At 73.5% G+C, this 7,356-nt stretch carries 6 protein-coding genes; 5 read left to right on the top strand and 1 reads right to left on the bottom strand.

The window, feature by feature from the left end:
• Positions 1-788 precede the first annotated feature (788 nt).
• Positions 789-1,628 carry a TetR family transcriptional regulator gene (locus ABT300_RS39155; protein WP_351686482.1) on the top strand — a complete coding sequence of 280 codons (840 nt, stop codon included), beginning with the start codon at positions 789-791 and terminating at the stop codon, positions 1,626-1,628.
• An 89-nt stretch (positions 1,629-1,717) separates the two neighbouring features.
• Here the strand turns inward: ABT300_RS39155 and ABT300_RS39150 are convergent, their stop codons facing one another.
• Positions 1,718-2,758 carry a helix-turn-helix transcriptional regulator gene (locus ABT300_RS39150; protein WP_351686479.1) on the bottom strand — a complete coding sequence of 347 codons (1,041 nt, stop codon included), beginning with the start codon at positions 2,756-2,758 and terminating at the stop codon, positions 1,718-1,720.
• Positions 2,759-2,900: 142 nt separating this feature from the next.
• Between ABT300_RS39150 and ABT300_RS39145 the strand changes: the two genes are divergently transcribed.
• The 4 genes from ABT300_RS39145 to ABT300_RS39130 all read left to right on the top strand — a co-directional run.
• A complete protein-coding gene (locus tag ABT300_RS39145; protein ID WP_351686487.1) occupies positions 2,901-4,424 on the top strand; it encodes an MFS transporter in 1,524 nt (507 codons plus the stop codon).
• A gap of 324 nt (positions 4,425-4,748) precedes the next feature.
• Positions 4,749-5,510 (top strand): DeoR/GlpR family DNA-binding transcription regulator, encoded by a 762-nt coding sequence (locus ABT300_RS39140; protein WP_351686477.1) that lies wholly within the window; start codon positions 4,749-4,751, stop codon positions 5,508-5,510.
• A gap of 95 nt (positions 5,511-5,605) precedes the next feature.
• A complete protein-coding gene (pfkB, locus tag ABT300_RS39135) occupies positions 5,606-6,553 on the top strand; it encodes a 1-phosphofructokinase (RefSeq protein WP_351686484.1) in 948 nt (315 codons plus the stop codon).
• A gap of 259 nt (positions 6,554-6,812) precedes the next feature.
• On the top strand, positions 6,813-7,356 hold a 544-nt coding region (locus ABT300_RS39130), incomplete at its 3' end, for a PTS sugar transporter subunit IIA (protein WP_351686474.1).

The raw sequence follows: 7,356 nt of genomic DNA, 5'->3' as shown, positions 1-7,356 counted from the left end.
CACCCCGCCGTGCGCCGACGCCGGAAACTGCCGCCCGCGCGGGAAGTCGACGGCCGGCGCCGGGCGTTGCGGCGAGGCCGCTCGGCCGGCTGTGATGTCTGTGGCCGGCTGTGACGTCCGGCGGACGGTCGACGGCGCCGACGCAGGTCGATCGGGGTCGGCTCGCCCACCGGCTGTGGCGGGGCGCGGGTCGGTCGGGTCGCTCGGCTCGGGTCGGCAAGTGGCGGGGAGCGCAGGCCGGTTGGGGTCGGCTTGCGTCAGCAGGAGGCGGGGCGCAGGCCCCGGTCGGGTGGCTCACGTCGGCAAGTGGCGGGCGTGTAGGCCGGTTTGCTTCGGTCGCGTGAGGGGGGTCGGAGTGCTGTGAACAGGCTGTGTGCGTGCTGTGGTGTGGGGTTTCCGCCCGCGTGCGCCGGGTGAGCGCGGACCGCGCAAACATGGCGCGGGAACGCCGCTTCAACCGGCGGGAGCGGGGAAAAAGACTTCTGAGCACGGGAGTTCGGGCGAACCGGACCCTGTAGCTCTTCCCGAGATCTTTCGCACCACGCGAGTAAGCCAAGTCCCGACGCACATCCCCCCGGTGCCGGGACTGTCCAGAGCCGGGCTTCGGCGCCTCTCCCCCCAGGCGCTGGAGCCCGGCTCCTTTGCCACGTCCGGGAGTTGCGCGCGCACACGACCGGCGCCCGATCGCGAGGCACGCGGGCACGCCGAGAGGCGGGCCACCCCGTACCTGAACCACGGGGTGGCCCGCCCGAATGGCAGATTGTGCCACATGGGCATAGCCTGCCGACGTGATCAGCTCGACCCCCTCCGCCGGCTCGGCTTCGCTGACCGAGCGGCGCAAAGCGGCGACCCGGACGGAGATCGCCCGGGCGGCGGCCGGCCTCTTCGTCAGCCGGGGCCTCAAGGCCACCCGCGCCGAGGACATCGCCCAGGCCGCGGGCATCGCCCCGCGCACGTTCTACCGGTACTTCGCGACGAAGGAGGAGGCGGTCGCCCCCCTCTACTCGGCGGGCGCCGAGCGCTGGGCGGAGGCGCTGCGCGAGGCCCCGGCCGAACTGCCGGTGCCGCAGGCTCTCGAACACGCCGTGCGGAACACCCTCGTCACCGGCCGGGGAGTCTCGGCGGCCTCCTGGGAATGGGTCCGCACCCTGATCCGGCTGGCCGGCGCCAGCCCGGCCCTCGGCAAGGTGTGGGCGGAGGTCTGCCACACCTCGGAGACCACGATCGCGGAGGTGCTGGCGGAACGGGCGGCGGCCGCCGAGGCCAGGGCGTCGTCCTCCCCGTCGGCCGCACCCTCGACCGCCGCGCACACCGCCGACTCCCCAGGCGCACACGGCAGTTCCGGCGGGTCCGGACCTTCCGAGGCGGCCGGCCTCTCGAGCGGGGGCGACGCCACTGACGGGGACGACGCCTCCGAGCCGCCCGTTGTCGCCCAGGCGCCCCTCGCGTCCCCGCGCCAGCGCTTCACCGCCGCCGTGGCCAGTGCCGCCGTCCGGGTCGCGGTGGAGAGCTGGGCGGCGACCGACGCCGCGCCGACCGGCCCGCAGGGCCCGGCCGAGCTGGCGCTGCACAACCTGCGGGCTCTGCACGGGTTCGCGTGGGAAGCGGGACCGGCGAAGCGGACGTGACGCCGGGCGGAGGCGACCGGGACCGGCCCCTACCGCCCGGGGCTCGCCGCCCGGCCTCACCGCTCCGTTTCGGCTTCCGCGCCGCTCGGTCAACCCGTCTGTGCCGCACGTCCCAGGCGTCCGCTCAACTCCCTTGCGCAGTCCACCAGTTCTTGCGGCTCGCGGACCGAGAACTCGTACCCCAGCATCGCGAACCGGACAGCCACCCACTCCACCGGATCGCTCGTGGTCCCCCGCAGCCGGCATCGGCGCGTCCCGCCGCCGTCCGCGCTGCCGCCGCCGTCCGCGCCGCCGACGTCCCCGTCGCCCGTCTCGGACGGTTCCGGCGCGACCGACGTGCTCAGCCAGGACGGCAGCCTGGACGCCACCATCTCCGCGGGCGCGTCGAAGGTGACGTCGTACGCGTACTCGTCCCTGTCGGGACGCCGCTGGATGGAGCGCCGGAGGTATTCCGCCGCACTGCCCGTCGGCAGCTCGCGCGGCGCGAAGCGGGAGCCGGTCGCGAAGGGGTCCCGGACCCGGTCCACGCGGAAGGTCCGCCAGTCCTGACGGTCGAGGTCGTACGCCACGAGGTACCAGCGCCGACCCGTCGACACCAGCCGGTAGGGCTCGGTCAGTCGCCGCGACTCCGTGCCGTCCTTCGCGCGGTAGGCGAACCGCAGCCGCTCCTGCCCGGCGACCGTCGAGGCCATGACGGTCAGCGTCTCGGGTGCGATGCTCGCGCCGTCCCCGCTGGTCAAGGGCGTGGTCGCGGCCTGGAGGGTGGAGACGCGGTGCCGCAGTCTGGCCGGCAGCACCTGTTCGAGTTTGGCGAGGGCGCGTACGGAGGCCTCGTCGACGCCCTCCAGGGCGTGCCCCGCGCCGGCCCGCAGGCCGACGGCGATCGCGACGGCCTCCTCGTCGTCGAGCACGAGCGGTGGCATCGCCTTGCCCGCGACCAGCCGGTATCCGCCGTCCGAGCCCTTGCTGGCCTCGACGGGATATCCGAGTTCGCGCAGCCGGTCGATGTCCCGCCGGACCGTGCGCCGGGAGACCCCGAGGCGGTCCGCGAGCTCGCCGCCGGGCCATTCGCGGGGCGTCTGGAGGATGGAGAGGAGTTGCAGCAACCGAGCCGGAGTGTCCGTCGTCATGCTTCGAGAATGCCGCACCACTAGGACACGATCTGACCTATTGCGGTCCTACAGTCGCACTATGAACGACACGGACACCTCCACCGGGAACGAGAACGAGGCCGCGCCCGCCGCTCGGGCCACCGACACCGGGACCGCCGCCATGACATCGGACGCGTCGACGCCGGCGCCGGGCGACCGCCGCCGCTGGTTCGCGCTCGCGATCGTGATGACCGCGGCCTTCATGGACCTCGTCGACGTCACCATCGTCAACATCGCGATCCCGTCCATCCGGGAGGACGCGGGAGCCTCCTGGAGCCAGATCCAGTGGATCACCGCCGGTTACGCGCTCGCCTTCGCCGCCGGCCTCATCACGGGCGGCCGGCTCGGCGACATCCACGGCCGAAAGCGGCTGTTCCTCGTCGGCATCGGCGGCTTCACCATCGCCTCCGCGCTCTGCGGCTTCGCGGTGAACCCGGACATGCTGGTCGCCGCCCGCATCCTGCAGGGCGGCATGGCGGCGATGATGGTCCCGCAGGTGCTGTCGATCGTGCACGCCACCTTCCCGGCGCACGAGCGGGGGAAGGTGTTCGGGCTCTTCGGCGCGATCGTGGGGCTCGGGGCCGTCTCCGGTCCGCTGCTCGGCGCGCTGCTGACGGAGTGGAACCTGTTCGGGCTGGAATGGCGGCCGATCTTCCTGATCAACCTGCCGGTCGGCATCGCGGGACTGATCCTCGGCAGCCGGTTCATCACGGAGTCCAAGGCCCCGAAGGCGCTGAAGCTGGACCTGGTGGGCGTCGTCCTGGTGACCCTCGGTCTGCTCATGCTCCTCTACCCGCTCACCCGCGGCCGTGAGCTGGGCTGGCCGGTGTGGGGGTACGCGTCGATGGCGGGCGCGCTGGGCGTCTTCGCGGCCCTGGTCGCCTACGAGCGGCGCAAGGCCGCACGGGACGGCTCGCCGCTGATCGAGCTCTCCCTCTTCCGGGTGCGGAGCTTCGCGGCGGGCGTCGCCGTGCAGACCGTCTTCGGGATCGGCCTCGGCGTCTTCTTCCTGGTGTGGACGCTGTACATGCAGACCGGCCTCGGCTGGAGCCCGCTGAAGGCGGGGCTGACCGGGGTGCCGTTCTCGATCGCGGTGTCGGCGGCCGCCGGGATGTCCGTCCAGAAGCTGACCCCGCGCTTCGGGCGCAAGGTTCTCCAGGCGGGCGCCCTGACGATGACCGTCGGCGTGCTCCTCTACATCTGGGAGTCCGAGCGCTACGGCCTCGGCATCGCACCCTGGCAGATGGCGCTGCCGCTGGTCGTGATGGGCGTGGGCATGGGCCTGATCTTCGCCCCGCTGACCGACGCGGTGCTGTCGGAGGTGCCGCGCGAGCACGCGGGCTCGGCGTCGGGACTCATCAACACCGTGCAGCAGATGGGCAACGCGCTCGGTCTCGGACTCGTCGCCGTGGTCTTCTTCAGCGAGATCGGCGACCGGCTGGCCCCGGCCGAGGTCGGCCCCACCTTCGTGAACGCCTTCCAGCACGCGCTGGGCTGGGTGGCGCTGGTGATGTTCGGGATCTTCCTGCTGATGTTCGCTCTGCCGAAGCGGTCGGCGCAGCACCTGGAAGGCTTCGAGGACATCCCGGAGACGGGCTCCTCCGAGGAGCTTGAGCGGGAGAAGGAGCGCGAGTTCGCCGGCTGAGCAGGCGTTGCCGGTTGAGCGAGAGCCTGGTCTGCCGAGCTCCGTCGATGGGTTTCGGCTTGGCTCGGTGGGCCGGGCGCGCTGACCGCGCGTTCCCGGAGAGGGGCCCGTCACCGCAACGGTGACGGGCCCCTCCTCCGCGTCGGCGCACCAGAGGCATCGGGTTCCAGTGCCGACTCATGCCCGTTCCTACGTGCCCGTCCATGCCCGTTCATGCCCGTATCGCGCCTGAATGTGTTTACTTCTCAGAAATCCGGGCGTAGTCTCCGTGACGGAACCACAAGTTCGGGCATAAAACGTGGTAGCGGTCGGAGGGGAACGGACATGTACGCACCGGAGCGGCAGCAGGAGATCCTGCGGCTCGCCCGCGACGCCGGCCGGGTGGACGTGCTGTCACTGGCCGAGGAGTTCCAGGTCACCGCGGAGACCGTCCGCCGCGATCTGAAGGCCCTCGACCGCGCCGGCCTGGTGCGCCGCGTCCACGGCGGCGCCATACCGGTCGGACGCCTCGACTTCGAGCCGGACCTCGCCGAACGCGAGGGCACGTCCATCGACGAGAAGGACCGTATCGCCAAGGCGGCCCTCGCCGAACTGCCGGCCGAGGGCACGATGATCCTCGACGCCGGCACGACAGTGGCCCGGCTGGCCGCGGCCCTGCCGCTGGAGGCCGAGCTCACCGTCGTCACCCACAGCCTGCCCATCGCGGCCCGTCTCGCGGACCACCCCGGGATGCAGCTCCATCTCATCGGGGGGCGCGTACGGCACCGGACGCGCGCCGCTGTGGACGCCTGGGCGCTGCGCGCGTACGGGGAGATCCGCGCCGACGTCCTGTTCCTCGCCGCCAACGGCTTCTCCGCCGAGCACGGGCTGACCACGCCCGACCTCGCCGAGGCCGCGGTGAAGAGGGCGGCCGTCGCCGCAGCGCGCCGCGTGGTGCTGCTCGCCGACTCCGCCAAGCACGGCCAGGAGCATTTCGCCCGCTTCGGCGACCTGGGCGACGTGGACCTGCTGATCACCGACAGCGGGCTCAGCGACGAGGACACGGCCGCCGTCGAGCGCGGCGGCCCGGAAGTGGTACGCGCATGAGCGGCGTCGGCGGAACCAGCGGCACCAGCCGCAGCGCGGGCCCCCGGGGCGCCGACGGCGGGGCGGGCTCCCGCGGCGTCGACGGCAGCGTCGGCATGATCCTCACCGTCACCCCCAATCCCTCCCTCGACCGTACCTACGAGGTTCCCGCCCTGGACCGCGGCGAGGTCATCCGCGCCACCGGTGAGCGGATGGACCCCGGCGGCAAGGGCGTGAACGTGTCGCGCGCGGTCGCGGCCGCCGGGTGGCGCACGGTCGCCGTACTGCCCCTGGGCGGCGCGCCCGGCGCGCTCGTCGCCGACCTGCTCGCCACGCAGGGCATCGAGGTCGCGCCGGTCCCGGTCGCCGGAGCCACCCGTTCGAACATCGCCCTCGCCGAGTCGGACGGCGTCCTGACGAAGATCAACGCGCCCGGCCCCGAGCTGTCCGCCGAGGAACAGGAACAGCTGCTGGAGACGGTGCGCCGGCAGTCGCGCGGCGCGGACTGGATCGCCTGCTGCGGAAGCCTGCCCCGCGGGCTCACGCCCTCCTGGTACGCCGACGTCGTCGCACGGGCGCACGCCGCAGGCGCGCGCATCGCGCTGGACACCTCGGGACGTGCCTTGCTGGAGGCGCTGCGCGAGCGGCCCGACGTGGTCAAGCCGAACGCCGAGGAGCTCGCGGAAGCCGTCGGACGCCCCCTGGCCACTGTCGGCGACGCGGTGAAGGCGGCGGAGGAGCTGCGGGCGATGGGCGCCCGCGCCGTGCTCGCCAGCCTGGGCGCCGACGGGCAACTGCTCGTGGAGGACACGGGCGCCTGGTTCGCGAGCGCCCGCGTGGACGTCGTGCGCAGCAACGTCGGAGCGGGCGACTCCTCCCTCGCCGGCTTCCTCGTCGCCGGCGGCAGGGGCCCGGCGGCGCTCGCGTCCGCCGTCGCGCACGGCGCGGCCGCCGTCCAGCTGCCCGGCAGCGTGATGCCGACCCCGTCCGATCTGGACCCGGCGGCGGTGACGGTCACGGCAGAGGTGCCGGTGGACCGCCGACTCGAGGAGCCGGTGTCATGACGACCGCTCACCCGCGCCCCGCGGCGCGCGGCGGACCGGCCCGTGAACGGCGAGGCGTCCCGTCTCTCGCCGCCCCCTACGGCCGGCAGGGCACCCTGAGCCGCCCTGCCGACCACCAGGGGAAGCAGGAACCCAGCCCTCCTGCGACCCCACGGAGGCGGGGCCTTTCCTGCCCCGCCTCCGCCCTCCCCGCCCTCCCCGTCCCCCCACCCGCCCACCGCACCACTCCCCGGGCGATACGCGTGCGAAGGAGCCCGCGATGAGCGAAATGATCACCGCGGATCTGGTCGATCTCGACCTGTCCGCCGAAACGAAGGAAGCGGCGGCGCGGTCCCTCGCCGAGCGCATGGTGGCCCACGGCCGGGTGACCGACCTCGAGGGCTTTCTCGCCGACGTGGCCGCCCGCGAGGCGCAGATGCCGACCGGTCTCGACGGCGGCATCGGCATCCCGCACTGCCGCAGCGCCCACGTCACCGAGCCGACCCTCGGCTTCGGCCGCAGCGCGGCGGGCGTCGACTTCGGCGCCGCGGACGGCCCCGCCGACCTGATCTTCCTCATCGCCGCCCCGGCCGGCGCCGACGACGCCCATCTGACGATCCTGTCGTCCCTCGCCCGTCAGCTGATGAACGCGGAGTTCACCGACGCGTTGCGCGCGGCGGCAGACCCGGCGGCAGCGGCGGCGCTGATCCGCGGTGACGAGACCCCGGCGCCGACGACGTCCGGGACCCCGACGACGTCCGAGACCTCGGCGTCCACGGCGTCCGAGGCCACGGACGCTGGTCCCCGGGCGGACGCCTCCGCAG

Origin of the sequence: Streptomyces sp. NPDC001027 (assembly GCF_040299045.1) — a bacterium.
GTDB lineage: Bacteria > Actinomycetota > Actinomycetes > Streptomycetales > Streptomycetaceae > Streptomyces.
This window is presented reverse-complemented; position numbering and strand designations above follow the sequence as displayed.